This window comes from Bacillus sp. F19 (assembly GCA_023823795.1).
In the GTDB taxonomy this organism is placed as follows: Bacteria; Bacillota; Bacilli; order Bacillales; family Bacillaceae; genus Bacillus_P.
This window is the reverse complement of record CP085710.1, coordinates 2894592-2920799: the sequence shown is the minus strand read 5'-3', so window position 1 is coordinate 2920799 and position 26208 is coordinate 2894592. Positions and strand designations below refer to the sequence as shown.

Sequence of the window (26208 nt, the reverse complement as noted above, 5' to 3'; positions counted from 1 at the left end):
CCTCCATTAATGAATGGATTTGCAGGACATCTTGTTATTTTTCTTGGGATTACGGTCTTTATAGTGAAATACAATTTTTAAGATTTTTAAAGAGGGTGGAGAAATGAATCATGCTTAGAACAAAGTGATCTATAAGGTTTGGTCTCCAGTTTACGATAAGTTTTTCAATTCAGGCCGCTTTCTCAATGCCCGAAAGAAAATATTTCAAGAAAGAACATTTAATCGTACACAAAAAATCCTTTTTGTCGGTGTAGGAACAGGGGCAGATTTAGAACAGATTCATCATAATGGACTAGATATTACCGCTATAGATTTTTCACCTGAAATGCTTAATAAAGCAAAAGAGAAATTTGCCAACTCTTCTATCCATTTCATAGAAATGGATGCTCAAGAAATGAATTTTACTGATGAACAATTTGATATAGTAGTAGGGAGTTTAATTCTCTCTGTAGTACCAGACGCAGATAAATGTTTTGGAGAAATGTCGCGAGTTTTGAAAAAAGAGGGTGAAATCATACTGTTTGATAAGTTTTCCTCCAAAGCAAAGAGGCTCTCCTTAATAAATAAAATCATTAGGCCATTTATCAGGGTTTTAGGAACTGATATTGGGTTGAATTTTGAGGAATTATTTGAAAAACAAAAGGTAAAACTGCGTATTAAAGAGGATGCAGGGATCATGTTCGACGGAATGTATCGAAAGATAATAGTTACTAAACTGTAAATATGCTTTTTCCAGAATAGTGGTCCTTGCAAGCACTTAGTGCACGTCAACTTTAGGTAAGAAAGGGCAGAGTGAAATTTATATCTCTTTAATAAAGAGACCAGTAATAAGAACATCAATTGAATCTGAAATAGATAATGTTCAGAGTGGAAAATTCTGAGCATTTTTGCGTTCCCTATTTTATTTATCAAATAGCCCTTTTATATGATTCGATAAAAATCTTTATAAAAATTCTAAATATATTGAATAAATCGTTCTATATATTTAGAATAAAAGAAAGGAGATGAAAAAATGAATTTATTAAATACATCCTTTGAAAGAAAATCATACGAAGTAGAACAAAAGCATTCGATATTATTTGAATGTGTGCTTGGAATTGCCATGATTACATATCCGAAGCTGCATAACCAGCTGGAGAAGCCAAAGCAGGACTTGGATCACATCCGAAATAATCTTTCTGAAAGTCTGACTGCCGAGCTGCAATATTGTCAGGAACACAATACGTGGAAAATGCTGCTGCAGCTTTTGCACGAGGAGAATTTTTCTTCTTTCAAAGATCTGCATGGTTTTATTGATGATCTTCCTGATCAGCACCTGAAATACTTGATACTTCCTTACTTGGATCAGACTCAGGAAGAGAACCGTCTGAAGGCTTCCAATGGAGATGCTGAATCTGAAAATGAGATGATCCTAGCTTGTAAAGGGCACGCTTTTTTTCCGCAAATGATCCATTTTATCTGCAGATGCGACTTAAAAGAACTTAGAAACCATTTGAAAAAAGTAACAAACGGCTGGTACAAAGAATTTATTCAAATACAGGAATTGGAAATGAACAGCATTCTGGAACGTGATCAAAAGGAAAAGGAACAATGGCTCAAAAATCAGAGTCCTAAAGAGATTGTTCTTCATGCAACAGGAGTAGATTACAAACCGGAACCAGGTATTACAAAGGTACTGCTGATCCCGCATCACATTTACCGGCCATGGACGATTCAGGCTAATTTAGAAGAAACAAAGGTCTTCTATTATCCTGTCAGTGATAACAGTCTGAATGAATCAGAAGATCCTTACGAGCCGTCTGCACAGCTAGTCGGGCGCCTTAAAGCAATTGGCGATGAAAAACGTCTGCGGATCGTTAAGCTTCTTACTGAAAAAGAAAAAACACTGAAGGAGCTTACAGCTTTACTTGGAATGGGCAAAACAACGGTCCATCACCATTTATCATTATTGCGTTCTGCAGGAATTGTAAAAGTGACTGGTGCTTATTATTCAGTAACAGAACAGGCTTTCCAAGGTATTGAATCCCAGATTGAGACTTATTTAGAACGGAGCTGAATGGATGAAAAGGGTTTCCATGCTTTTTTACAATCAGCTGCTTTCAACATTCGCAAGTACGTTTGGCACTTTTTGCATTTCCTGGATTGTCTACGGGGAAACAGGCTCTAAGTTTGCGATGGGAGGACTTTGGCTGGTGAGCATTGCCGGCCAGCTGCTGATCCAATTTTTAGCGGGTCCCTATATCGATCGTTTTAAAAGAACGACTATGATGAAAGCTTCAGAATGGATAAGATGTTCAGCTTATTTTCTATTGTGGATGATCATTTTTTCAGGAAATGCAGAGGTTGAATTTCTTTACTTTGCTGCTTTTATAACTTCAATTGTCGTTTATGACTCTGCTGCTGCAGCGCTTATACCAAAACTCGTTAAAGATGAGGAATTAGTAAAAGTGAATGCGAAAATCTCAGGCGGGGTCCAGCTAATGAGGTTTATTTCTCTTCCAGCTGCAGGTTTGATAGTAACCGCTGTTGATTATAAGGAGGCTCTTTTATCCATTTCTATTATGTTTTTCATTTCTTTTACAATGATACTGAAGATCAATGAGCCATTTATCAGAAAAACGAAAAAAAATACTTGGAAAGCTCAATTTATAGAGGGTTTCACACTTTATCGAAAACATCGGATTTTGCTTGTTTTAGGAGGATTTATTTTCGTTACTAGTTTTGGAGTGTACGCCTCGCAAACGATGTACATTCCTTATATAGCTGAGATAATCGGCGGCTCTGCATTTGAATATGGTTTGTTCGCGGCTTCTTTTCCATTAGGCTATATTCTTGGGAGCTATGCCGCCGCAAAAATAAGAGAACCAAAACAATCACTTTATATTGTCATGACATCTGCACTATTTATTGGAGGCTGCACGTATTTAGCGTTAGGAGTCACTAAAGTTTTATGGGCTGCTATTTTAATAGAAGTCATTGCTGGCGCCGTCATGCCTTTTTGGAACATCTACAGCACGACGCTCTATCAGCGGCTGGTACCTGATTCGATTCTTGGACAAATTCTGTCGGTTAGGTTCTTGTTAACAAAAGCGGCCGCTCCTTTGGGGATCTTGTATGGAACTTTTTGCGCTTCGCAAATTGGGATTTCTGCTTTGTTTTTATCCGTTGGGCTCCTGATATGTATAGTGTCAGGCGCAGGCGCTGTATTCCTGAAGGTTCTCAGAAGAAGACTTTCAGTTATGCTGTCTGATTAAACAGAGGTTAAGCAGGGATAAATCAAGAGACAGCAATTCCTCAATTTGATGATAAAAATACAAGTGTTTTCTTTGTCTTTTTTGTAAATGTTACGTAAAGGACGGACAAGCAGAATTTACAAAGTAAACAAACTTCCTTAAAGAAAAACAAATAGAATTTATATGAGATTAATAATCTATTCTATTGGAGGTCGTTTCATTGTTTAATAAAAAGTTAGGAAAAAAAGTCATTCCGGTTGCTGTACTTTCAGCAGTGGTTGCTGGCAGTTTAATTGGAAGCTTTCCTGAATCGAAAGCGAATCATGTAGAAGCAGCCTCTGATAATCCGGGCGAAATCAAAAACGTTATTTTTCTGATTGGTGACGGGATGGGTGTATCTTATACATCGGCTTACCGCTATCTGCAGGATAATCCAAATACTCCAGTGGCTGAACGCACGGAATTTGATAAGCATCTTGTCGGAAATCAGATGACATATCCGGAAGATCCAGCACAAAATGTAACGGATTCAGCGTCTGCTGCAACGGCAATGTCAACTGGCTACAAAACGTTCAATGCAGCGATTGCTGTAGACAACGATGGAACGGAACTTAAAACGGTTTTAGAATCTGCAAAAGAAAAAGGAAAGGCAACTGGACTTGTTGCAACTTCTGAAATTACGCATGCCACTCCGGCATCGTTCGGAGCACATGATATGAACCGAAAAAACATGAACTCATTAGCAGATGATTACTATGATGAAATGATCAACGGCAAGCACAAAGTTGACGTGATGCTTGGAGGCGGTAAAAGCAATTTCATCCGCGGTGACCGCAACCTTACAGAAGAATTCAAAAAAGACGGATTCAGCTATGTGACAAATAAGGAAGATTTATTGAAGGATAACAATGAGCAAGTACTTGGATTGTTTGCTGAAGGCGGTATGCCTAAAATGATCGACCGCAACAGTGAAACACCTTCACTTCAAGACATGACCAACTCTGCATTGACAAGATTAAACAAAGACAAAGACGGATTTTTCCTTATGGTTGAAGGCAGCCAGGTTGACTGGGCAGGACATGACAATGATATCGTCGCAGCTATGAGTGAAATGAAGGATTTTGAAAAAGCATACAAGGCAGCGATCGAGTTTGCTAAAAAGGATAAGCATACACTAGTGGTTGCTACAGCTGATCATTCAACTGGCGGATATTCAATCGGAGCTAACGGTGTCTACAACTGGTTTGGTGAACCGATTAAAGCTGCTAAGCGCACTCCTGATTTCATGGCTAATGAAATTGTCACAAATGGTGCAGATGCTGAAAAAACATTAAAGCAAAACATCGATTTAGATTTGACGGCAGAAGAAATTAATTCTGTTAAAAAGGCTGCTGAAGAAGGAAAAGCAGATAAAGATAAAGGCATTTTACGAGTAGATAATGCAATTGAAGCTATTTTTAACAAGCGTACAAACACAGGCTGGACAACTGGCGGACACACAGGAGAAGATGTTCCTGTATTTGCTTATGGACCTGGATCAGAAATGTTTGCAGGCCAAAAAGACAACACGGATCATGCAGAAATAATCTTTAAGATTTTAGAGGAAAACAAAAAATAAGCAGGAATTGCTGTTCGTAGGTGACTCTTACGAACAGCCCCGGCGATGAAGCCTAAAAAGATCTTCATCGCCGGTCCCATTTCTGCCAAAAGCGGAACAACTTATACTCAATTTCCACTCCTAGAGAAAAGGGGATTAAAAATGAAAAAATTATGGACCCTCCTATCATTAACGTTAATTCTTACAGCATGTTCAGCTCAAGCTTCAGCACCAAAAGATGCTGCTGAAGAAGAGAAAGAAAAGGTATCTGAATCCTCACCAAATAAACAATCTACAAACGATGTCTACGTTCCAAATCCTCAAATTACGGATGACCGCGAGCTGCTTGAAGTCGGCCAGACTTTTAAGGACGACAAAGGAGCAGCAGAGTTAAAAGCAATTAAGAAAGTCAATGAAACGTACAAAGTCGGCGATGTCGAACTAATTATCCATGATGTCAAAATTATCGAGCATACACCGGCCTACAGCATGATCGATTTCTTTCACAGTTTCACACATGAAGAAACGTTCGACATTGTAAAAGCAAATATTGAAGTTAAAAATACATCAGATAAGCCCGTTTTCTTCTCACCAATAGCTGTCCTTGAAACAAATACAGGCGAGCAAAAGGACTGGGAGTCTGATATTTATCTAGAGGAGTTAAATGGCGAGCTTGCATCAAAAGGTTCTAAAAAGGGGAATATCGGATTTATCTTAGATCATTCCGACAAAGAGGTTAACAGTATTAAAATTTTGACTAGTGATCTATTAAATAAAGATCAAAAGGCAGAGGAAAAAGCTCAGGAAATAAACATTGAGTTTAAATAGACCCAAAAGGACAATACGAATCATGTATTGTCTTTTTTATTGGAAGAAATTTTATTGCAGTGAAGTAAACGCATTCAATGCTGATAAATAAAGGTTTGTTCCTTTTTAGCGAAAAAGTACTGAAGAAATGAACTAGTCAATCAATTTAATAGCTGATATACTTTGAACTATTATTTTTATGACTATTTTCTTATAGGAACTACTACATCTAAGGAGCTTTTTACATGACGAAGGAATTTACTGGGAAACAACTTGTATTTATTAGTTTAATGTTATTTTCAATGTTTTTTGGGGCAGGAAATTTAATTTTCCCAGTCTTTCTTGGACAGGCTGCCGGGGATAACATGTGGCCATCACTTGCAGGATTTATTGTTTCTGCAGTAGGACTGCCGATCCTCGGCGTTGTGGCTATTGCGAAAGCAGGGAGCTTTCATACGCTTAATTCACGTGTACACCCGCTATTTGCTCTTATCTTTCCATTTATCATTTATATTTCAATCGGACCTGGGCTTGCCATCCCTCGAGCAGGCAGTCTTGCCTATGAAATGGGAGCAGCACCATTTCTTCCTGAAAGTTTAGCAGTTAATCCTGCAGCACTATTTATTTACACACTTATCTTTTTTGGTCTTGTTTATTGGCTGAGCATGTCCCCATCAAAGCTTGTAGATTTATTTGGGAAACTGCTGACACCGATTGTGCTGGCGCTTATTGTGATTATTTTGGTAAAAAGCCTGATCACTCCAATTGGTTCCTTTGAACCTCCAACAGGCAATTATGGAAATAGTCCTGTTTTTCAGGGGTTTTTGGATGGCTATTTAACGATGGACGCCCTTGCTGCCCTTGCATTTGGCATTGTGATTGCCAATACGATTCGGGCACAGGGTGTAGGGAATGATAAGAAGCTGTCGCACTATATGATTTCCGCAGGAATCGGAGCTGGAATCCTGCTGACTGTCATCTACATTATCCTTGGATATCTAGGTGCTACTAGCGCATCTCTTGGCAAATCAGAAAACGGTGCGCAGATTCTGACAAATATTATGGGGTATCTCTTCGGTCAAAGCGGTACTCTTATCTTAGGAATTGTTTTTACACTTGCATGCTTCTGCGTCTCCATTGGTCTTGTGATTTCATGCAGCCAGTTTTTCACTAGTGCAGTGCCAAAAGTTCCATATAAAGCCTGGGTTCTGATTCTTTGTCTAACTAGCACAGCTGTTGCGAACTTAGGTTTAACTCAGATTCTTACAGTGTCCGTGCCGATTCTAGGCATGATTTACCCAATTGCGATTGTGCTGATCTTCCTTGCACTAATCCATCAGTATATTGAAAACAGTTCTTATATATATGTTACAACCGTCGCGGTTGTCGGACTGTTCAGCATCCTAGATACAGTAAATAAAACATTTTTGACAGAAGCATTGAGTCCGGTTCTGAATGCAATGCCGCTGTACCAAGAGGGAATCGGCTGGCTCATTCCGGCAGTCATCGGGATTGCACTCGGATATCTTCTTGGTAAAAGAAAAACATCAAGTGTTCCTGCCTATAAATAAATAATAGATCCATTCAGGTATTTTCATTAAGGACCGTTTACTTCGCGGGATTTCGTCCCAGTTTGCCGGGCTGATATTGGCTATCCGTTAGCAATGATCATACCTTTCCGAAATAATAGTTTTTCGTAAATAAGTAAATATTCATGCTGTTATTCAGATGTTCATCTGTTTCGGATAGCTCGGCGGCTTCGAAAATCATGCATCCGTGTTATCAGGGATAATAATGTCAATGGCAACCCCCTGCTTTTTAACCTCAATCAGTGCCTTTATTAGCTGATTGCCAGGAATAAAGCAGGGGGTTTTTATGTCGAATGTATTTAAGTCTGTTTTATTAAGGATACCCTCTTTTGTTAAAGGTTCTCCAGTTGAAAAAACAAGCTGATAGTCTGTGCCGTTCGTTTCTTAAAGCTTTGCCTTTTTACTGACAGCTTTTAACCAGTGTCAGCTACCCAGTCCTTTTTATAAATTGTTTCTTGATTTATTGTATACCTTCACCTGTAATATCCGCAAATGATAGTCCCAACAGTTTCAAAATCGGTCGACTTGAGCAAGGTATTCCTCGCATATATTAAAACCGCTCAAGTATGAAACCTTTCCATCAATGATGAAAAACTTTCGATGATTTCTATGATTGATAGTATGGTACTCGTAAATATCCTTTCCGACGAAGCAGGACCGCTGCACCGTTTTCATCAGCTCTAAAAACCTCGTTATGACAGGATCTTTCAGTGAATATAAAAGTATTTTTTGCACCTTTGTATTGTCTTCAATTCCATTTTATTGTCGCGTTGCAAAACAGAAAGAAACTCATCGCAAGCAGGATGGCTTTGCATAAAATGAAAATCATTTTCTTCAGTAAAACTACCGGTATATCGATATTAAATAGGGTTAGGCTCACAACAATGACATTCGGATCTATGTCGGCGCCATTCCGGCTTTCATACTGGCCATCCTTGCAGAGATTGTTTTAGGGCGGATGGAAAAGAGGATGAGTGTGAGAACAGCGAAATAAGAAGATAAGAAGATCAGCTCCTTTTAGGGCTGATCTTCTTTTAAATAAGTGTTTAAAGCGATGTTGGATTTTTATTGTCCAGCTCCATCACCCAATCCCTCGGCCAGAAGATTCGCCAAAAAAGTTAAAGCCGGACTTTGCTGTCGACTCTTTATCTGTCTGTCGGTGCGGGCGATTGCACATTTCTCTATAACGGTTTTGTCTCTTTTAAATACTCTACATTGCTTGTTTTCTTTCTGTAGTTAGTAAGGTATGAAATCCCCACTAAAACGATAAATCCAGATGACATTCCATAAATGATCGGATTTGTTGATGTAAGTCCTTCAAAAAACAACCCGGCAAGCACAACGACCGTGCTGACCAAAATGGAATAAAAGCCAGCATTCGGCGTCGCTTTTTTCCAGAAGAATGTCATGACAAGCGGGATAAAGATCGCACCGGATAAAATGGCGTATGCCACATCTAAAGCAACTAAAACATCCTGGATCCAAATCGAGAATGTAATCGCGATTAATCCAACAATAAGCGTTGTGATTCTTGAAGCTCTTAAAAGCTGTCTATCCGTCATGTTTTTCATGAAATATTGCTTTAAAATATCATTTGTAATAAGGGTGGCTGACGCCAGCAGAGTTCCTGATGCTGTTGACATGAGAGCAGAGCAGACACTTGCAAGAACAAGCCCTAAAATTCCCGATGGAAGAATGGCAAGGGCCATTTCTGCAAAGGTGTTTTGAGGATTGCTGATGGATGGGATGACGATAAATGCACACATCCCGATGATGCTTCCTGCAAGGGCATAGGCAATGCTGTAGAAACCTGCAAAAATAGAGCCGTTTCTAGCTATTTTATTCGATTTTGCAGTAAATACCCGCTGCCAAATATCCTGTGATACGACCATGCCCAAGGCATAAAGCAGGAAGTATTGAAAGATTTGCTGATAACCGATAGATGTAAAGCTGAAGTGAGACTGAGGGAGCTGAGCCAATAGATTTCCCCAGCCATCCGCTTTTGAAATGCTCATTGGCAGCATAATGAAAAAGATTCCGATGGTCATGACAACAAATTGAATAATGTCTGTAACGGTTACACTCCACATGCCGCCTAGGATGGTGTAAAAAAGAACGATTCCGCCCCCGACAAGCATCGAAGTCGTAATATTCCAGCCTAAAAGGACGTTGATAATTGCTCCCATTCCTATAACTTGTGTTACAGCGACCATTAAAGTATAGATGGCAGCTACAATTGCACTTAGCAGGCGGGTTTCAGAAGTATATCTTTTGCCGAGCAGCTCACTGATGGTTGTGATTTTCAATGAATCAATTTTCTTAATAAAAATAGTGCCAAGAATAATAATGCCAAGACCAATCATGGTGACAAACCAGATCCCTGAAATTCCATATATATAACCAAGTTTTGCCGTTCCGATTGTTGCGGCGCCTCCGAGAATGACAGCAGAGAGACAGCCGAGATACATGAACATTCCAAGATTCCGTCCGGCCAGGTTAAAATCTTCCGATGTCTTTGCTTTTTTGGAACCGATAACCCCAACGCCTATTAAAACCCCAAAATACACTAAAACCACGAGCGTATCGAGCAGCTGCATGTGAAAAGCCTCCTTTTTAGTTTAAATGGTTACGAATTTAGTAATGCCTTAGATAAATGAGAGCTTTGGTACTCATAAACGGCTTCTTCTAATACTTTGAGGCCATGATCAATTTCATCCTTGCTGATAGTAAGCGGAGGGATCATCCGAATGACTTCGCCATGATTACCGCATAAATAGAAGAGCACACCTTTTTCCAGACAGCGGTCCAATATGGACATGAGCGCTTCTCCGTCTGGTTTTCCTGTTACAGGGTCAACAATTTCAATCCCGATCATCAGACCGATTGCGCGTACACTTCCGATCACAGGGGATGTTCTTTGCAAAAATCTAAGCTTCTCCACTGCATATTTGCCCATTTTTTTAGAGTTCTCAATGAGCTTCTCTTCTTTCAGCACTTCAATGGTTGCAAGTGCTGCCGCACATGCGATCGGGTTGCCTCCGAACGTTGTGCCGTGACTGCCAAGAGGCCATTGCTGCATTAATTCTTTCGAAGCAACGGTAGCACTCAATGGAAGACCTGAAGCTATGCCTTTGGCGATGGCCATAATATCGGGCACAACATCAAATGCTTGAGCAGCAAACCACTCTCCCGTCCGTCCAAAGCCCGTTTGAACCTCATCGAAGATAAGGAGAATCCCATGCCTGCTGCAGATCTCCCTTATTTTTTTCAGCCAGCTTTTCGGAGGAACGATATATCCGCCTTCTCCAAGGACAGGCTCAACGATTATACAGGCGACTTCTTCTGGTGTTACTTGATGATTAAACAGTGTTTCAAAATCTTTTTCTAATTTCTCCGTGCAATAAACCTCTGGATCAGCCCCTTTTGGGCATCCTGAAACATCAGCATAGGGTACCTGGTAGGCGAGTCCATTCGGCTGAAGAAATTTACGGTATTTGCTTTTCGAGGTCGTCACACTTAATGCTCCAAGCGAACGGCCATGAAAGCAGCCGATAAACGAGACAGCATATGGTCTTCTCGTTACATGTTTTGCTAGTTTTATCGCGCCTTCTATCGCTTCCGTTCCGCTGTTGGCGAAGAAAAAGCAATCGAGATTTTCAGGAAGAACCAGCTTTAATTCTTTAGCAAGCTTCAAAATCGATTCATACATAATGACGCCTGATGGACCATGCATCAGCTGGTCAGCTGCATCCTTGATGGCCTGTACAACTTTAGGATGTCTGTGCCCTGTGTTGGCTGTCGCAATGCCAGATGTGAAATCCAAATATTTTCGGCCGTCAAGCCCGTAGTAATAACAGCCTTCAGCTTTTACGACGGGCAGATTCGGGTGATCCTTCGCCATACTCGGCGCTAATAAATCCGGCATTTCTGCAACTAAATGACTCCAATTATTCTTCATCTTCATCTTCATCCTCCTTGATCAATTCTGCATCGTTTTTAAAAAGTAATTTGCTTATACTTAAACACTTGCAAGAACCATGCCAAGTAAGTTATAGAATCTGATGTTTTTTCATTTTTCTAACAATTGAAGGCTGACTGATGCCGAGTGCCTCTGCCATACGTACAGTCGTTTTATACTTTTTCCTTGCTTTTAAAAGAATTTGCTTTTCCATTGCATCCATCATTTCTGATAAGGTCTGATTTTCATCAATCGGAAAGAGAGCAGGTGCATCAGCATCTTTTATATATTCAGGCAGCTGATCTACCGTAATTAGAGCGGAAGGAGAAATAACAACCAGCCGTTCCAGAATATTAATCAATTCACGGACATTGCCCTTCCAATCGTAATGCAAAAGGTGATGTGTAACAGCTTCATCCAGCGTCTTTTCCTTGTTGTATTTTTCTTCGAATTGTTTTAAAAGAAGATGAATGAGCGGCACAATGTCTTCTGTCCGCTGTCTGAGTGGGGGAATCGTTATTGGCACAACGTTTAATCTGAAGTACAAATCTTCTCTGAATAATTTTTCTTTGATAGCCTGGTGTAAATCTTTATTTGTAGCGGAAATGAGCCTGAAATCAACATGTATCGGCTTTGTCCCGCCAACCCTGTAAAACTGTTTTTCCTGAATGACCTTCAATACTTTTACCTGATGGGCAAGAGGCAGTTCGCCAATTTCATCTAAAAAAAGGGTTCCTCCATCAGAAAGTTCAATCAGGCCGATTTTGCCTTTCCGATTGGCTCCGGTAAAGGCTCCGGCTTCATATCCAAACAGCTCTGCTTCTACTAGGGAATCCGGTATCGCACCGCAGTTCACTTCAATGAATGGTCCGCTTTTTCGATCGCTTTTGTTATGTATAAATTTTGCAAGCAGGGATTTGCCAACGCCTGACTCACCCAGTATTAATACGTTTACGTCTACTTCTGATACTTGGAGGGACGTGCTGATTACTTTCTGCATTTCGTCACTTTTTGCAATAATTCCGGCATCATAAAGCTGTTTGCTCCGTAAAAGATCAAGCTCGCTTTTTACCCGTTCCATTTCTTCTTCCATTGTGATGAGGAAATTTTTATAGTCTGCGAGTTCCGTAATATCGTGTGAATAGCTGACAACCCTGTAGAGTTCGCCTTCTTCATTGTAGACAGGTATGCCTGTGACCAATAACTTTTTTCCTTTATTCGTCGTTTGAACAAACGTAATTTTTTTCTTCTCTTTCACAACAATTGGAGTCAAAATGGGGGTGAAAAGCCCCTGCGCCTCAAGATCATAGACTGATTTTCCAATTAAACTATCAGATTCTACCCCGTAGATTTTCCCTGTAAACTCACTGACTTTTAAAATAATTCCATCTAAATTAGTAACAAGAATATCATCCTTCAGGGAGTGGAGAATTTGTTCATTTTCATTCCAGTTCGTTGATATTGTCATCTGAAATTCATCCTTCCATTGAATGAATATAAGAAATATTATTCATATTTGAATAATTATTCATTTTCGAATAATTATATCAGGGTTCTAAATGAAATCATATACTTGAATAAAAAAAGACGACAGCAAATGAGCTGTCGCCAATGTTATAAAAGCTGTTTATTTTTAAAATATTTCCACATTCCAAATGTTAATAGAATAAGAAAAGAAAAGATAATGATTGTCGCAAAAGGCGAGTCCTGATAGGGAAGCGGAACATTCATTCCGAAAAAGCCTGTTACAAACGTTAATGGAAGCATAATGGTTGAAATCAGCGTCAGGACATTCAGTTTTTCTGAGGACTTTGCATTAATAATAGAGTAGTAGGTATCAAGAGCACTATTTACTAAGTCTCTGAACGTTTCAGTAGAGTCGACAATCCGTTCTAAATGATCTATCAAGTCTGTATAGAAAGGGACATTTTCTTCTCTTATATCAAATTTCCATTTACCATCAACATTGATAAAGATTCTCCGCTGCGGGAGTATGACTCTTCGGATTAAGATGATGGTTCGTTTTAAGGCGAGAAATTCCTCGGTTACACCGCGAATTTCTTCATCATAAATCTCATCTTCTAATTCATCAATCCGGATTCCTATGCGGTCAAGGATTGGGAAATATTCATCTGTTATACCGTCAATGAGGGTGTATAAAAGAAAGTCAGCGCCTTTATTCATATATTTAATGTGTTTAGAGCAAATCGCGTCCATTTGTCCAAGCCATTTTAATTTGTGTTTATGAATCGTCACCACATAATTAGGGCCGACAAAAACGTTTAATTCAAGGGTCGTGATTTCATTATCGCTTTCCTCATTGTACCGGAGAGCGTGAAAGACAAAGAATTTATAATCCTCGTAGTTATCCATCTTAGCCCGGGGGCTGTCATGGAGACAATCTTCAATGGCCAGATGGTGAAAATCAAATATTTTTGCGACTTCATATAATTCGCGGTTTTGTACATCATACATATCAATCCATAGTAAGCTGTCTGAATGGCTTAAATAATTGTTGATTTCATTCATTTTGATATCTGCGATCATTTCCTGTGTATCGTTTTTATAGAGATACGTTTTAATCATCTGTATACACCCCGTAAAAGTTTATTCTACGAGGCAAACGTGCTCGCTTAGATCTTCTTTGGCAGGAAAAGAGGAACTGGTGCACACTGGTTGCCTCATGCTTATGCTGTCTCTGTTTTCATCTGCCGGATTAGGGTCATCTGTGCCCATTATTTCCTCACCCCCATTATTAAGAAAAGCGCAAGCGCCCATAGTTCGTTCTGCCCGAGGAGCTGGGTGATCTGCTTGCCATCAATGCTCAAAATTTTAAACTTTCTTATCAGTTAAAAAGACCCCTTTCATATGAAAGGGGTCATAAAAAGCATAATAGCAAGCTTTAAATGTCTCCCCTTGTTTTGAGTTTTAGCACTGTATAGCATAGGATCATACCAGCTGCATTAAGAAAAACCTTAATCCGATTTTTCCTGTTGACCCATTGGCGTCTCTCGACATTTTTGGGCAGCAGCGTATCTCTATACAGGAGCCTCACCTAACAGAAGACTTATTTAGCTATAGTCACTATATGAAACATTACAATAAGTGTCAAACCTTTTTTTAGTCAATCCTATATCTGAATATCCTTTAGAGGATAACTCTATATTCAGGCAAAGAATTATCAAGGAAAATATTCTTTAGTTAACCCATTTTAAGAAGAAATAGTAACAGAAATGGAAATGGATAAAACTCTATGGCTATCTTAATTAAAGACAGATTCAGAATTTATTAACAGCTAAAGGAAACAATATATCTGATCTTAAATGAAGGAGACTTGGATATGGTAAAATGTTTGACTGCTTTCGTTTTAATGATTTCACTTGTGTTTACGCCAGTTGGTGACAGCGTTTTAGAAAAAAATACATCTTATGTGAGTGCAAAGTCATTCAAAGGGGGAAAACGCCGCTATAATCCAAACAGCAATTATAATCAGCGGGATGCACCTCGTTCGAATTTTAGCACCCGAAAGAAAAATCCGGCCAGAGGAGGAATCATGAGAGGATTGCTGTACGGCGGAATCGCCGGACTGCTTCTTGGAGGTTTGCTTGGCAATTTAGGGTTTTTTGGAGGGATCCTTGGGCTGTTTATCAACCTATTTGCCATATTGCTTTTCATTTTTATTATAAGAAAGTTAGTTCGATTTTTTACACATCGTGTAAATTAATTTTTACAAACTTATTCTTTTCTAAAGGGTAAGTTTTTTTGCTGCTCAGACTGTTCCCCGGATGTACTGACGAACACTACAATAGCTGGAGAAACTATAGCTGCTGATTAAGAGTATACAAGCTCTTCGGCACTAACATTGTAAATCTTACTTAAAAACGCACATTTGCCTTATTTAACAGCTTCTTCTCGGTTTGTTCATAGTTTATTCATATTTGGACGATATCATTGGATGTATGTTCAGCAAAAGATAAATAGGATAAAGAAGGAGATTTATATATGAAGAATGTTTTAAAGAATAGGCTAACATATGCTTTTCTGATGACTGGTTTCTTAGGAGTGGGAATCGGATGGGGCATTTCCTACGCTACTGAAGAAGAAGTGGCAAGTGTGAATGGTGAAAAAATAAGCAAGGACGACCTGTACAGTCTCTTGATGGATCAGGGCGGGACGCAGCTTGTCGATTATTTAATAACGGAAAAAATTATTGAGCAGGAGTCAGATAAAAAAGACATAACGATCTCAAATGATGCCGTTGAAGAAGAATACCAGACGGTTATAGCGTCTTATGGGGGCGAAGAGGCCTTTATTCAGCAGCTTGAGACGAGTGGCGCCACTGTTGAAGATGTGAAAAAAGATCTGGAAACAAACTTGAAAATCGAAAAGCTTCTGGAGCCGGAAATTAAGATTTCTGCGGATGAAATGAAGACCTATTTTGATGAAAATAAAGAGAGTTTTGCAGAACCGGAACAAGTAAAAGCAAGTCATATTTTAGTAAAAGATGAGGCAGCGGCAAAAGAAGTGAAAGAGAAGCTGGACGGCGGAGCAGACTTTTCAGAGCTTGCAAAAGAATATTCAACAGACACGTCTAATAGTGAAAACGGCGGTGACTTGGGATACTTTGCAAAAGGTGAAATGGTTGCCGAATTTGAAGAGGTTGCATTCGCAATGAAAGAAGGAGAAATCAGCGATCCCGTTAAAACAGAATTTGGATATCACATAATCAAATTTGAAGACAAAAAAGCCGCTTCAGAAGCAGTGTATGAAGATAAGAAAAAAGAGATCAAAGAAACATTGTTTGATCAAAAGAAGCAAACTGCCTATACAACCTGGCTGGATGAGAAAAAAGAAGAATACGAAATCGAAAATACGCTGGAAAGCTAAGAAGAGAGGAGAATTCTCCTCTTTTTTTATGAGTTAATTTTGAGCAAAAAGATCTTTACTGTTAACTTTAATAAAAATAAGTTGACATAAGTCACCTCCATTCTTTACCATGAAAGAGAAGGAAATGATGGAGGGATTACCATGGACTGGTTAACACTTGCAAACGAAGTAGTAAATGGAAAAGAATTAAATGATGAAGAAGCACTGAGTATCTTAAACTCTGATGATGATGAACTATTAAGTTTGCTGCAGGGTGCATTTACGATTCGCAAGCACTACTATGGAAAAAAAGTAAAGCTGAACATGATCATCAACACGAAGTCAGGTCTTTGCCCTGAGAATTGCGGGTACTGTTCACAATCCAGTATTTCAACGGCGCCGATTGAAAAGTACCGCATGATGGACCGGGAAAGCATTCTTGCAGGCGCAGAAAGGGCTTATAATCTGAAGGTTGGCACGTACTGCATCGTGGCAAGCGGACGGGGACCATCTGAAAAAGAATTGGACACGGTTGTATCTGCAGTGAAAGACATAAAAGAGCAATATGGACTTAAAGTATGTGCGTGTCTTGGTCTTTTAAAGCCAAATCAGGCCTCACGCTTAAAAGAAGCAGGAGTCGACCGCTACAATCACAATATCAATACATCAAAGGAACATCACGAATCGATCACAACATCCCATACATATGATAACCGTGTTGATACGATAGAAGCTGTCAAGGCATCAGGGATCTCACCATGTTCAGGTGTCATCATCGGCATGAGAGAAACGAAAAAAGATGTCGTCAATATGGCATACAGCTTAAAAGCACTTGATGCAGACTCGATACCTGTTAACTTTCTTCATGCGATTGACGGCACACTGCTTGAGGGGACGGACGACCTTGATCCGCGCTATTGCCTGAAGGTCCTTGCGCTATTCCGTTTTATCAATCCGACAAAAGAAATCCGCATCTCAGGAGGTCGTGAAGTGAACCTTCGATCCCTTCAGCCGCTTGGACTTTATGCGGCGAACTCTATTTTCGTGGGCGATTATTTAACGACTAAAGGCCAGGAAAGTACAAGTGACCATGAAATGCTGAAGGATTTAGGATTCGAAGTAGAGTTTGATTTTGAAGAAAATGAGGCGTTGACTGTATAAAAAAGTGGTCCCTTCTTATTAGAGAAGGGACCATTTTTTGTTCACAATTATGGTGAATTTTTTTAATGTCCGTGAATTAATTGTGAAAGTCTTCTGATCCATCTTATAGATTAATAAGTTGATTCAGGAATCTCTTCATACTTTTCAGGATCTAGCGAATGAACAGATTCATCTGCTACTCCTGTGATAATGCCCATTAAACCAGTTTCCACTGTGTTTACGAGCATTCCTTTTTGTTTTTGCCCAAAATTCTGAGTTTGTCCTTTTATTTCAAAAAGAACGGTTCCGCTTCCATTTAAAGCAAATGAACCTAGAGCAGTTCCCGGCAGATCAAGACCTTGCTGGTACAGGGAGATATTCGTGAAGACAGAGTCTCCTTTTGCCTGAAGGGCTTTATATGCAGCAACATTCAGCTGTCTTGAAAAATCATATTCATAATTACTTGCATACTGTGCATATTTTGCTCCATCAGCCGTGCTTGGATCTGGAACAAACTGTGCGGATATTGACATGGTCGCAATTTCTTCAGTATCACCTACATACGGAAACCCTTGATGATGCAGATCCACGAATACATCAACTTTACCGAACTCGGCCTGCAGATCTTTATACACATCTCTTACTGTTTGCGCTTCAGGAGTGATATACCAGCCAGGCTTATTGGAGGCCCCAGGAAAATCAGCTGCATTTGGGACGTAGTTTAAGTCAGGATGAAAATCACGGTTTACATCAAATCCTGGGTTTGATGTATAATCATCACCTTGAAGAAGCCTCGTATAATAGTTCCATGAAGGAGCAGCGGAGCTTAATTGAGGGTATCTTTCCACGACCTCCGACCAGCTTAAATCATTTCCTCTGCGATCTAATTCAGAAGCATCCACATTCATCATTGGAATGGCCACAATCGTCATTTCTTCGCGGATTTTCCGGGCTTCAGCTGAATTGCTTGAGCCTATGTTTTGGAGAATGTTCAATAATGCAGCTGTTCCTGTTTTTTCATTTCCATGAATTTCACTTTGAACGAGCAGAACTTTGTCGCCTTCACCGACTCTGGCCGTGTAAATTTCACGCCCTTGATTTGTATAGCCTGCCACATCCACTGAAACTCTTCCGATGCTGCTCTGCTTAATTTGAGTAAGCTTTTGCTTAAGCTCCGCATAATCAATAAAACCTTGTGTTGATAGTGATTCGCCTGCAGATGGTCTAGCGGCTTCCATGTTTCCTGCCTGCGGAAAGACAAGAACAGAAGCTAAAACAACTGTACCTAAAATCTTTGTCAATGAATTCTTTTTCAATCCAGTCACCTCATTTTTAATAGTTAAACTGCAATCAGAATTTTCTGCAAAAAATTCGTAAATCCTTTGTAAATTGACAAAAATGACGCAATGGTTCTACAAGAACTTTCAGTTTGTTATTTCTTCCAATCTATTTTCCTAGCAGACGGAAGTTCTTTCGCCTCACGAAATAAAAGGTTTTCTAAAGGAATAAGTTTTAGCTGAAGCAAACTTTTTTTGACTGCCTTTACTATTGTTGAATTATGAAAAAAGGTTGCTGTAGACCCACTCAGTCCTTACTTGGTAAGATGGTCAAGGAATGAAAAAGTGGAGGACTTTTGGATGGAACAACAAAAATATGCGGATTTAAAACTGGGAGAGCGCGGCGCCATCATAAGCATCATTGCATACCTGTGTTTATCTGCTTTAAAACTCATGATCGGATATACAGCAAATTCAGAAGCCTTAAAGGCTGATGGATTAAATAATGCGACCGATATCGTTGCGTCGATTGCAGTGTTATTAGGGTTAAGACTATCTCAAAAGCCAGCGGACCAGGATCATCCGTATGGGCACTGGAAAGCGGAAACGGTGGCTTCTTTAGTTGCATCATTCATTATGATGGCAGTGGGGCTTCAAGTTCTGTACGGTGCAGTCATGTCAGTTTTTGAAGGAAAACAGGAATCACCTGATCTTGTTTCAGCTTGGACAGGGATTTTCTGTGCAGTAATTATGTATTTCGTATACCGCTATAATAAAAAACTTGGTGAAAAAATTAATAGCCAGGCAGTCATTGCAGCCGCAAAAGATAACCTGTCTGACGCATGGGTCAGCATTGGGATAGTAGTAGGAATTATCGGATCCCAATTCTCTCTTCCTTGGCTGGATCCTCTCGCTGCTGCTGTTGTAGGATTTCTGATTTGTAAAACGGCGTGGGATATTTTCAGAGATGCCTCACATCATTTAACGGATGGTTTTGATGAACATGAAATACAGGCGTTTAAAGAAACGACTCTTTCTCTGTACGGGGTAAAAGGCGTTAAGGAAATTAAAGCAAGAAATTATGGAAACAATACTGTCGTCGACATTGTCATTCTCGTCAATTCTAATTTGGATATTCGGGATGCACATGATATTTCAACAAAAGTTGAAAACATTTTAATGAATGAGCATAACGTGTACAATGTACATGTTCATGTTGAACCGAATTGAACCCTGGTTTTGCATTAGAGGAGGGAGAACCTTTGGATCCTGTACTGATTACTAATTTGATGCGCATTGGACTTCCGCTGATCATCATCGCAGCATCCCTTTTCTGGACAATGAAAATGCCTTTTACAAAAAGGTTTGTTCCTCCAGTTACGCTCGCACTGCTTGCTGCTGCTGTGTTTGCTGCACCATACATTCTTGAAGGTGCTGACATCAGCGTACGTGATTTAGACTCTGTATTATTAACGTTATATTTCACGCTTACTCTGATGCTGAGTTCTGTACTGAGCTTAATCACTGCTTTGTTTATAAAGAAAAAAGAGAATAAATAAATATGGAAATAGAAAAGACATTTCTTTCAAAAGAGAAGTGTCTTTTTTAATTAGATTGAATTTCAAAAAAAATCAATTAATAATGGAATCTTTGCTATACTTTTTATAGGGAAATTGTGGTTATAAAATGAAATGTGTATTTAAGGTGGAGGTCAATGAAGTGGAAATCATTATATGGATTGTTTGTATAATTATGTATCTTAAATTGGGCAGTTTCTTTAAACTTGCAGGAGAATTTTCATTGCCTGTGCATCTATTATTTCGCATTTTCTGGCTGCCGATATTTTTATTCAGCTTTATCTTATTAAGGGTTCAAAAAAATGGAACAGTAATTGGCTTTGATGAAAAAGGCAGAATCAAATTAGTTAATAAGGAAGACATCTTGCACGAAACGAATAGAAAAAAAGAAACAGAGACAGATTGGCCATCCTCTGAAGAAGCTGCCGGATTACGAGAACAATGGGAAACAGGTGAGCTTTTCAAAAAAGAGAAGCAGTGAATTAGCTGACCTATGTGTAATGATTTGTGATGTGAGTAAATAACATACTATCATATAGCAAGTTTCTAAACGGAAGATCTTAATATATCAATTAATTTATTGAGTGCTTATACTTGGCACTCATTTTTTTCTGCTCAAATGACTGTTTAAATGAGTTCTAATGAGCCATTATCCTTCAATTAAGAGGATCAGCTTGAATCTGCATTATCATGATGATAGATTCATTTATCAAGAAGTGATTTTCCCAATAACAGAAGCCTTAAATATAAAGGATATCAGTTGCTATATAAAGAACTTTATACATAGAATTTATCTAACAATTTATAGGATACAGATAGCGCAAAGTAAGAAATCAAAAAGGGGGGAGTTCAAATGAAAAAAATGATACTTGCCGTAACTTTCATGAGCATTCTTTTACTAAGCTGCAGCCATTCAAAATCTTTTGAGGGAAGGATCAGTGATATTAAAAAAGGTCATTTTGAAGTGGATTGTTCTAAAGAGGTGCTGAAGGATGAGAAAAACGGGGAATCCTCCGGCTACCCATGTACAGTTAAGCTGTCAAATAAAACGGTTTTCCGGGACAATCACGGTGAAAAGCTGAAGGCTGGACATTTTACGACTGGATTAGATATTCGAGTTGTTTTAGCCGATCGGAAAAAAATCAGCAAGAGCAAGAAAAGCAGAAAAGTAGAGGCCAGGGAGATTGTCTTGCTTAATTAATAAATAAATAATCGAAAAAATGCTTCTCTTTCGTTTTCTGAACGAAAAAAGAAGCATTTTGCCGATTACCTAAGAGGTCTTCGACCCGCTTTTCTCAATTCCTTAACAAATTTGCTACTTTTTATTTCCATTCTCTTGAACACTTGGCCACTTTTTGTTCAGGGCATTAATAAACGTTTTAACAATCTTTTTATCTTCTATTACCGGTGAAAAGATATAAGAAAGTGTTCGATTAAAAGTCTGGTTTTTCATTTTGATGATTGAGAGATTTTTATTTTGCACGTCTCGTTCTATAACACTTTTTGATAAAAAGGAGAGACCCATGCCGTTTATGAGTGTTTCTTTAATCCCCTGATTGCTGCTTATGGTTAGAAGAGATTTCACTTTTAATCCGTTAGTCCGAATCACATGATTTAGAAATTCGCGTGTACCAGAACCAACTTCTCTTGTGACCCAAGGCTGATTGTGAAGATCGGCAAATGTAACCTCATCTTTTGAAGCGAGATCATGATTTTTTGAAGATACAATAAATAGTTCGTCCTGCATAAATGGGTGTACAGAAAGTTCCTTGTCATTTGTCTGTCCTTCTATTAATCCTATATCTACTTGATGCATCCGGACCGATTGAACGATTTCTTCTGTATTTCCAATGAGAACCTGCAGCTCAAGTTCCGGGTATTCATTTTGAAGGTCAAGGAGTAAAGAAGGCAATATATACTCGCCGATTGTAAAACTGGCGCCAATCTTCAGTTCTCCTTTTACTGAGTTTTGATGCTCCAGGATATCCTGTCTTGTTTGTTCATAGAGGGTAATCATCCGCTTTGCGCGATCATATAAAATCTCGCCTGTCGGAGTAATCTGCAGGAATTTCGGCGAACGCAAAAATAATGTCGTCTGAAATTCTTTTTCGAGATTTTTTATATGCAAGCTTACACTCGGCTGCGACATGCGGAGATTTTCGGCTGTTTTCGTAAAGTTCTTAATTTCTGCAAGGGTCACAAATGTTTTTAATGCGTCATAATACAAAAGAAGCCCACCTTATGATTAGTAATCTTAATTATAACAATAAATTAAATGTATTTTACTAATTTTCTGTTTTCGGGTAAAGTAGAAATAGTATTTATTAAATCGATAGGTATGATTTTACCCTAAAAACCAACTTAGTTTATAGGGATAATCAAAAATGATTCTTTCTTTCTATAAAAAAACAGGATTTTCACTGAAAAATGATGTATTAAACGTTTTCAATTTCTTTGTGAGGTGGGAAAAGTTGCAACTTCAGGTAACTAACAGTCCGTTCAATCAAGAGCAGGCAGAACTCCTTAATCGGCTTCTGCCAACGCTGTCAGAAACACAGAAAATCTGGCTGACAGGGTATTTGACAGCATCCCAGTCTCAGATTCTTCAGACAGAAGAGGAGACTCATGCATCAGAGCTGTCAGTACAAAGCAGTGTGGCTGCTGTCTCTAAAGAAGTGACCATTTTATACGGGTCACAAACAGGAAATGCCCAGGGTCTTGCGGAGAATGCAGGTAAAATACTTACTGAGCAGGGTTTGCAGATGACAATATCTTCGATGAATGATTTCAAGCCGAATCAATTAAAGAAGGTCAAAAACCTTCTTATCGTTGTAAGTACACATGGAGAAGGCACACCTCCGGATAATGCGCTCTCGTTTCATGAATTCCTTCATGGAAGACGCGCGCCAAAGCTCGATGATCTTAGCTTTTCAGTTTTGTCTCTTGGTGACAGCTCGTATGAGTTTTTCTGCCAGACAGGAAAGGATTTTGATCAAAAGCTTGAAGAACTTGGAGGCACACGGATATACCCGCGGACTGACTGTGACCTTGATTATGATGATCAAGCTGCAGAATGGCTTCAGGGAGTCCTTGGCAGCTTTAAACAGGTGCAGTGGGAAAGTCAGGATGCATCTGTACAGACAGCATCCGCACAGGCAACAGAATCCGTCTATTCCAGAACAAATCCGTTTCGTGCAGAAGTGCTTGAGAATCTTAAGTTAAACGGCCGCGGCTCAAATAAAGAAACTCGCCACCTTGAGCTATCTCTTGAAGGATCTGGTCTTTCGTTTGAGCCAGGTGACAGTCTGGGAGTATATCCGGAAAATGATCCTGCACTAGTAGACTTGCTTATTCAGGAGATGAATTGGAATCCTGATGAAAAAATATCAGTCAATAAACAAGGGGACCTTCCGCTTAAAGCAGCACTTACATCCCATTTTGAAATCACGGTTTTAACAAAACCTCTTCTAGAGCATGCATCAAGGTTTTCGTCCAGCATGGAACTGCAGGAACTGACAAAACCTGAACAGAAAGAAAAATGTAAAGCATACCTTGAAGGCCGCGATTTGCTTGATTTGTTCCGCGATTTCGGGCCTTGGAATGCATCCGCAGAAGAATTCGTTTCTATTCTAAGAAAAATGCCGGCCCGTCTCTATTCGATTGCAAGCAGCTTATCAGCCAATCCCGATGAGGTCCACTTGACAATCGGCGCTGTTCGTTACGAAACACATGGGCGAGAGCGAAACGGCGTCTGTTCGATCTTTTGTGCAGACCGGCTTCAGCCAGGAGATACACTTCCGGTTTACTTACAGCGGAACCAAAATTTTAAGCTCCCTCAAAATCCAGATACACCTATCATCATGGTGGGACCCGGAACTGGGATTGCACCCTTCCGTTCTTTCATTCAGGAAAGAGAAGAAACAGGTGCAGAAGGAAAGTCATGGCTATTCTTCGGTGATCAGCATTTCGTGACAGACTTCCTATACCAGACAGAATGGCAAAAATGGCTTGAAAACGGAGTGCTGACAAGAATGGATGTTGCGTTTTCGCGTGACACGAATGAAAAAGTTTATGTGCAGCACCGTATACTTGAAAAGAGCAAAGAATTATTTGAATGGATTCAAGAGGGAGCAGTTGTTTACATTTGCGGTGATGAGAAAAACATGGCCCTTGATGTCCATCATACTCTAATTGAGATTTTTGAAAATGAAGGCGGCATGAGCCGTGATAAAGCGGAAGAGTATCTTGCAGAGATGCAGCAGCAAAAACGCTACCAGCGTGATGTCTACTGAGATCTAGATTGAAAGGGGTTTTTCAGCATGGTAAACAAACTATTAACAGCGCCGGATGGCCCGCCAAGTGATGTTGAGGATATTAAGGAAAGAAGCAATTATTTGCGCGGTACGCTGGCAGAAGTTATGCAGGAACGGATCAGTGCCGGGATTCCTGATGATGACAACCGGCTCATGAAGCATCACGGCAGTTATTTGCAGGATGACCGTGATCTTCGAAATGAGCGTCAAAAGCAAAAGCTAGAACCTGCTTATCAGTTTATGCTCCGCGTCCGTATGGCGGGAGGAGTGGCAAAGCCAGAACAATGGCTTGTCATGGACGATCTTGCCCAAAAGTACGGAAATGGCACGTTAAAGCTGACTACGCGCCAGACCTTTCAAATGCACGGCATTTTAAAATGGAATATGAAGCAGACCATTCAGGAAATTCATGCTTCGATGCTGGATACCATTGCTGCCTGCGGAGATGTAAACCGGAACGTGATGTGCAATTCGAATCCTTATCAATCTGACATTCATTCTGAAGTGTATGAATGGTCAAAGAAATTAAGTGATGATTTGCTGCCTCGCACGAGAGCGTACCATGAAATTTGGCTTGATGAAGAAAAAGTAGCGGGAACACCTGACACAGAAGAAGTTGAGCCGATGTATGGGCCGCTGTACTTGCCGCGGAAGTTTAAGATCGGCATTGCGGTGCCGCCTTCAAATGACATTGATGTCTTTTCACAGGATCTTGGCTTCATTGCGATCGTTGAAGGAGGTAATCTCACAGGGTTCAACATTGCCATCGGAGGGGGCATGGGAATGTCCCACGGTGATAAGGCAACGTATCCGCAGCTGGCAAAAGTGATTGGCTTCTGCGCGCCTCATCAAATCGTCGACGTGGCGGAAAAGATCATTACCATTCAGCGGGATTATGGAAATCGTTCTGTCCGCAAAAATGCCCGTTTCAAGTACACAGTTGACCGATTAGGGCTGAATACCGTAAAAACTGAACTGGAAAACCGGCTTGGATGGAATCTTGATGAAGCAAAGAGCTATCACTTTGACAATAACGGGGACCGATATGGCTGGGTAAAAGGAATTCAGGGCAAATGGCACTTTACACTTTTTGTAGAAGGCGGACGCGTAGCAGATTATGCTGGCTACCAGCTGATGACCGGTCTGCGTGAGATTGCAAAAGTCCATAAAGGTGAAATCCGCCTGACTGCCAATCAAAACTTAATCATATCCAATGTCCCAAACCATCAAAAGAAAAAAATCAATGATCTGATTGACGAATATGGGCTGACTGACGGAAAGCATTACTCTGCACTGCGCCGCAGTTCACTCGCATGTGTTGCCCTGCCGACATGCGGCCTTGCAATGGCTGAAGCAGAGCGCTACTTACCGGAGCTGATCGATAAAATTGAAGCCATCGTTGATGAAAACGGGCTGCGAAACGAAGAGATTACCATTCGAATGACCGGCTGTCCGAACGGCTGTGCACGCCATGCTTTGGGTGAGATTGCCTTTATAGGCAAAGCGCCCGGCAAGTACAATATGTATTTGGGTGCAGCTTTTGACGGGAGCCGCCTGAGCAAGATGTACCGTGAAAACATCGGGGAAGAAGAGATTATAAGCGAACTTCGCGTCCTTCTTTCACGCTACGCAAAAGAGCGGACAGAGAAAGAACACTTTGGAGACTTTGCCGTTCGGGCAGGAGTCATAAAAGAAGTAACAGACGGTACAAATTTTCATGATTGATGAAAGACAGGTCCTTCCTGTCTTTTTATTTTGGAAGCAAACAGGTAATAATAGAGAAGGATTGTAAACGAATATATGTTCGTGTATAGTTGATTTATATAATACTTCCTATAAAAGAAGGTAGAA

22 protein-coding genes are annotated in these 26208 nt (G+C 39.9%); 15 read left to right on the top strand and 7 right to left on the bottom strand.

Translation table 11 applies throughout. From position 1 onward, the window contains the following. Nucleotides 1–124 precede the first annotated feature (124 nt). From LIT25_14970 to brnQ, 6 genes are all read left to right on the top strand, one after another. Nucleotides 125–721 carry a class I SAM-dependent methyltransferase gene (locus tag LIT25_14970; protein ID USK31942.1) on the top strand — a complete coding sequence of 199 codons (597 nt, stop codon included), beginning with the start codon at nucleotides 125–127 and terminating at the stop codon, nucleotides 719–721. Between the two features lie 291 nt (nucleotides 722–1012). Next, complete coding sequence (locus LIT25_14965) at nucleotides 1013–2056, top strand: ArsR family transcriptional regulator (GenBank protein ID USK31941.1); 1044 nt, start codon at nucleotides 1013–1015, stop codon at nucleotides 2054–2056. A 4-nt stretch (nucleotides 2057–2060) separates the two neighbouring features. Further along, the gene (locus LIT25_14960; GenBank protein ID USK31940.1) at nucleotides 2061–3254 is read left to right on the top strand and encodes an MFS transporter; all 1194 of its coding nucleotides are present in this window, start codon (nucleotides 2061–2063) and stop codon (nucleotides 3252–3254) included. A 184-nt stretch (nucleotides 3255–3438) separates the two neighbouring features. Continuing rightward, entirely contained in the window at nucleotides 3439–4851 is a 1413-nt protein-coding gene (locus LIT25_14955; protein ID USK31939.1) for an alkaline phosphatase, read from the top strand. 141 nt (nucleotides 4852–4992) lie between these two features. Then, a complete protein-coding gene (locus LIT25_14950) occupies nucleotides 4993–5658 on the top strand; it encodes a DUF4352 domain-containing protein (protein ID USK31938.1) in 666 nt (221 codons plus the stop codon). Between the two features lie 224 nt (nucleotides 5659–5882). Beyond that, nucleotides 5883–7208, top strand: coding sequence for a branched-chain amino acid transport system II carrier protein (gene brnQ, locus LIT25_14945; protein USK31937.1), 1326 nt, complete (start codon nucleotides 5883–5885; stop codon nucleotides 7206–7208). Between the two features lie 528 nt (nucleotides 7209–7736). On the opposite strand, the gene LIT25_14940 is transcribed toward brnQ, so the two are convergent. From LIT25_14940 to LIT25_14920, 5 genes are all read right to left on the bottom strand, one after another. Next, nucleotides 7737–7901: a hypothetical protein gene (locus tag LIT25_14940; protein ID USK36293.1), complete on the bottom strand. Its 165-nt coding sequence runs from the start codon at nucleotides 7899–7901 to the stop codon at nucleotides 7737–7739. A gap of 506 nt (nucleotides 7902–8407) precedes the next feature. Then, entirely contained in the window at nucleotides 8408–9823 is a 1416-nt protein-coding gene (locus LIT25_14935) for a sodium:solute symporter (GenBank protein ID USK31936.1), read from the bottom strand. Nucleotides 9824–9852: 29 nt separating this feature from the next. Then, nucleotides 9853–11184, bottom strand: a complete 1332-nt coding sequence (locus tag LIT25_14930) for an aspartate aminotransferase family protein (GenBank protein ID USK36292.1) — start codon at nucleotides 11182–11184, stop codon at nucleotides 9853–9855. Between the two features lie 91 nt (nucleotides 11185–11275). After that, nucleotides 11276–12652, bottom strand: coding sequence for a sigma 54-interacting transcriptional regulator (locus LIT25_14925; GenBank protein USK31935.1), 1377 nt, complete (start codon nucleotides 12650–12652; stop codon nucleotides 11276–11278). 146 nt (nucleotides 12653–12798) lie between these two features. Next, nucleotides 12799–13770, bottom strand: coding sequence for a magnesium transporter CorA family protein (locus tag LIT25_14920; GenBank protein USK31934.1), 972 nt, complete (start codon nucleotides 13768–13770; stop codon nucleotides 12799–12801). Between the two features lie 754 nt (nucleotides 13771–14524). On the opposite strand from LIT25_14920, the gene LIT25_14915 reads away from it, so the two are divergent. The 3 genes from LIT25_14915 to bioB all read left to right on the top strand — a co-directional run bounded on the left by LIT25_14915 (nucleotide 14525) and on the right by bioB (nucleotide 17211). Next, entirely contained in the window at nucleotides 14525–14908 is a 384-nt protein-coding gene (locus tag LIT25_14915; GenBank protein ID USK31933.1) for a hypothetical protein, read from the top strand. A 278-nt stretch (nucleotides 14909–15186) separates the two neighbouring features. Further along, nucleotides 15187–16071 carry a peptidylprolyl isomerase gene (locus tag LIT25_14910; protein ID USK31932.1) on the top strand — a complete coding sequence of 295 codons (885 nt, stop codon included), beginning with the start codon at nucleotides 15187–15189 and terminating at the stop codon, nucleotides 16069–16071. A 141-nt stretch (nucleotides 16072–16212) separates the two neighbouring features. Next, nucleotides 16213–17211, top strand: coding sequence for a biotin synthase BioB (gene bioB / locus LIT25_14905; GenBank protein USK31931.1), 999 nt, complete (start codon nucleotides 16213–16215; stop codon nucleotides 17209–17211). A 110-nt stretch (nucleotides 17212–17321) separates the two neighbouring features. Here bioB and LIT25_14900 read toward each other — a convergent pair whose 3' ends face one another. Then, nucleotides 17322–18506: a peptidase M14 gene (locus tag LIT25_14900; GenBank protein ID USK31930.1), complete on the bottom strand. Its 1185-nt coding sequence runs from the start codon at nucleotides 18504–18506 to the stop codon at nucleotides 17322–17324. Nucleotides 18507–18827: 321 nt separating this feature from the next. Between LIT25_14900 and LIT25_14895 the strand changes: the two genes are divergently transcribed. From LIT25_14895 to LIT25_14880, 4 genes are all read left to right on the top strand, one after another. Further along, nucleotides 18828–19697 (top strand): cation diffusion facilitator family transporter, encoded by an 870-nt coding sequence (locus LIT25_14895; protein ID USK31929.1) that lies wholly within the window; start codon nucleotides 18828–18830, stop codon nucleotides 19695–19697. Nucleotides 19698–19729: 32 nt separating this feature from the next. Continuing rightward, nucleotides 19730–20026: a hypothetical protein gene (locus LIT25_14890; GenBank protein ID USK31928.1), complete on the top strand. Its 297-nt coding sequence runs from the start codon at nucleotides 19730–19732 to the stop codon at nucleotides 20024–20026. 160 nt (nucleotides 20027–20186) lie between these two features. Next, a complete protein-coding gene (locus tag LIT25_14885) occupies nucleotides 20187–20525 on the top strand; it encodes a hypothetical protein (protein USK31927.1) in 339 nt (112 codons plus the stop codon). A 372-nt stretch (nucleotides 20526–20897) separates the two neighbouring features. Beyond that, nucleotides 20898–21245: a hypothetical protein gene (locus tag LIT25_14880; protein USK31926.1), complete on the top strand. Its 348-nt coding sequence runs from the start codon at nucleotides 20898–20900 to the stop codon at nucleotides 21243–21245. 114 nt (nucleotides 21246–21359) lie between these two features. Here LIT25_14880 and LIT25_14875 read toward each other — a convergent pair whose 3' ends face one another. Beyond that, nucleotides 21360–22271 (bottom strand): LysR family transcriptional regulator, encoded by a 912-nt coding sequence (locus LIT25_14875; protein USK31925.1) that lies wholly within the window; start codon nucleotides 22269–22271, stop codon nucleotides 21360–21362. Between the two features lie 244 nt (nucleotides 22272–22515). On the opposite strand from LIT25_14875, the gene LIT25_14870 reads away from it, so the two are divergent. Together LIT25_14870 and cysI are read left to right on the top strand one after the other, a co-directional pair. Further along, complete coding sequence (locus LIT25_14870) at nucleotides 22516–24336, top strand: assimilatory sulfite reductase (NADPH) flavoprotein subunit (protein USK31924.1); 1821 nt, start codon at nucleotides 22516–22518, stop codon at nucleotides 24334–24336. 27 nt (nucleotides 24337–24363) lie between these two features. Continuing rightward, on the top strand, nucleotides 24364–26082 hold the full coding sequence (gene cysI / locus LIT25_14865; GenBank protein ID USK31923.1) for an assimilatory sulfite reductase (NADPH) hemoprotein subunit: 1719 nt from the start codon (nucleotides 24364–24366) through the stop codon (nucleotides 26080–26082). Nucleotides 26083–26208: the final 126 nt, after the last annotated feature.

What these genes read in the sequence shown, in the direction of transcription:
- brnQ (USK31937.1), top strand. Translation starts at nt 5,883, where the DNA reads ATGACGAAGGAATTTACTGGGAAACAACTTGTATTTATTAGTTTAATG.
- cysI (USK31923.1), top strand. Translation starts at nt 24,364, where the DNA reads ATGGTAAACAAACTATTAACAGCGCCGGATGGCCCGCCAAGTGATGTT.
- LIT25_14895 (USK31929.1), top strand. Translation starts at nt 18,828, where the DNA reads ATGGAACAACAAAAATATGCGGATTTAAAACTGGGAGAGCGCGGCGCC.
- LIT25_14960 (USK31940.1), top strand. Translation starts at nt 2,061, where the DNA reads ATGAAAAGGGTTTCCATGCTTTTTTACAATCAGCTGCTTTCAACATTC.
- LIT25_14930 (USK36292.1), bottom strand. Translation starts at nt 11,184, where the DNA reads ATGAAGAATAATTGGAGTCATTTAGTTGCAGAAATGCCGGATTTATTA.
- LIT25_14915 (USK31933.1), top strand. Translation starts at nt 14,525, where the DNA reads ATGGTAAAATGTTTGACTGCTTTCGTTTTAATGATTTCACTTGTGTTT.
- LIT25_14880 (USK31926.1), top strand. Translation starts at nt 20,898, where the DNA reads ATGAAAAAAATGATACTTGCCGTAACTTTCATGAGCATTCTTTTACTA.
- bioB (USK31931.1), top strand. Translation starts at nt 16,213, where the DNA reads ATGGACTGGTTAACACTTGCAAACGAAGTAGTAAATGGAAAAGAATTA.
- LIT25_14920 (USK31934.1), bottom strand. Translation starts at nt 13,770, where the DNA reads ATGATTAAAACGTATCTCTATAAAAACGATACACAGGAAATGATCGCA.
- LIT25_14950 (USK31938.1), top strand. Translation starts at nt 4,993, where the DNA reads ATGAAAAAATTATGGACCCTCCTATCATTAACGTTAATTCTTACAGCA.
- LIT25_14910 (USK31932.1), top strand. Translation starts at nt 15,187, where the DNA reads ATGAAGAATGTTTTAAAGAATAGGCTAACATATGCTTTTCTGATGACT.
- LIT25_14940 (USK36293.1), bottom strand. Translation starts at nt 7,901, where the DNA reads ATGAAAACGGTGCAGCGGTCCTGCTTCGTCGGAAAGGATATTTACGAG.
- LIT25_14935 (USK31936.1), bottom strand. Translation starts at nt 9,823, where the DNA reads ATGCAGCTGCTCGATACGCTCGTGGTTTTAGTGTATTTTGGGGTTTTA.
- LIT25_14965 (USK31941.1), top strand. Translation starts at nt 1,013, where the DNA reads ATGAATTTATTAAATACATCCTTTGAAAGAAAATCATACGAAGTAGAA.
- LIT25_14925 (USK31935.1), bottom strand. Translation starts at nt 12,652, where the DNA reads ATGACAATATCAACGAACTGGAATGAAAATGAACAAATTCTCCACTCC.